The sequence below is a fragment of the Xanthomonas sp. 1678 genome (assembly GCF_031455575.1).
Classification (GTDB): domain Bacteria; phylum Pseudomonadota; class Gammaproteobacteria; order Xanthomonadales; family Xanthomonadaceae; genus Xanthomonas_A.
Genome location: NZ_JAVDSZ010000035.1, coordinates 1 through 1,002, shown reverse-complemented (window position 1 = coordinate 1,002; position 1,002 = coordinate 1). Strand labels below are relative to the sequence as shown.

Sequence of the window (1,002 nt, the reverse complement as noted above, 5' to 3'; positions counted from 1 at the left end):
GGCATTGGCCATTGCCCCCTCCAGCCTGGCCTACCTGATCTACACCTCCGGCACCACCGGCCGCCCCAAGGGGGTGATGATCGAACACCGCAATGCCGCCGAGATGCTGGCCTGGGCCCACGAGACCTACACCGCCGAGCAACTCGCCGTGGTCCTGGGCGCGACCTCGATCTGCTTCGACCTGTCGGTGTTCGAGATGTTCGCGCCGCTGACCTGCGGCGGCTGCTGCCTGCTGGTCGGACATATCCTGGACCTGCACCAGTCGGCGCAGGTACGCGACGGCGGGGTCACGTTGATCAACACCGTGCCCTCGGCGATCGTGCAACTGCTCGATGCCGGCTCGGTGCCCGCATCGGTCCAGGTGGTCAACCTGGCCGGCGAGGCGTTGCTGGCCCAAGTGGTCGAGCAGGTCTATGCGCAGACCGGCGTGCAGGCCGTCTACAACCTGTATGGCCCGTCGGAAGACACCACCTACTCGACCTATGCGCGCTGCCCGCGGCAGTCCGCGCGGGCGCCGGACATCGGCGTCCCGATCCGCGGCTGCCAGGCGTTCGTGGTCGATCGCCAGGGCCAGATCGCCCCGCGCGGCGCGGCCGGCGAGCTGTATCTGGGCGGGACCGGGCTGGCGCGCGGCTACTGGCAGCGCCCGGAGCTGACGGCGGAGAAGTTCGTGCCCGGCGCCAGCATCGGGGCGGCGTTGCCCCGCCTGTACCGGACCGGCGACCTGGTGCGCTGGAATGAGCATGGCGTGCTCGAGTTCATCGGCCGGCTGGACCAGCAGGTCAAGCTCAACGGCTTCCGGATCGAACTGGGCGAGATCGAGGCGGCGCTGGCGGCCAGCGGCGTGGTCAAGGCCAGCGCGGTGCTCAAGCTCGACGATGCGCAGGGGCAGCGGCTGGTGGCCTTCGTGCACTACCTGCCAGGGCAGGGCGTGGCGGAGGCGACGCTCGAGGCGCAGGCACGCGAGCACCTGCGGCGTCAGCTGCCGGGGTTCATGCTGCC

At 70.3% G+C, this 1,002-nt stretch carries 1 protein-coding gene; it reads left to right on the top strand.

All coding sequences use genetic code 11. From position 1 onward, the window contains the following. Positions 1-1,002: AMP-binding protein (locus J2Y70_RS22245; RefSeq protein WP_309922737.1), on the top strand; the 1,002-nt coding region annotated here is incomplete at both ends.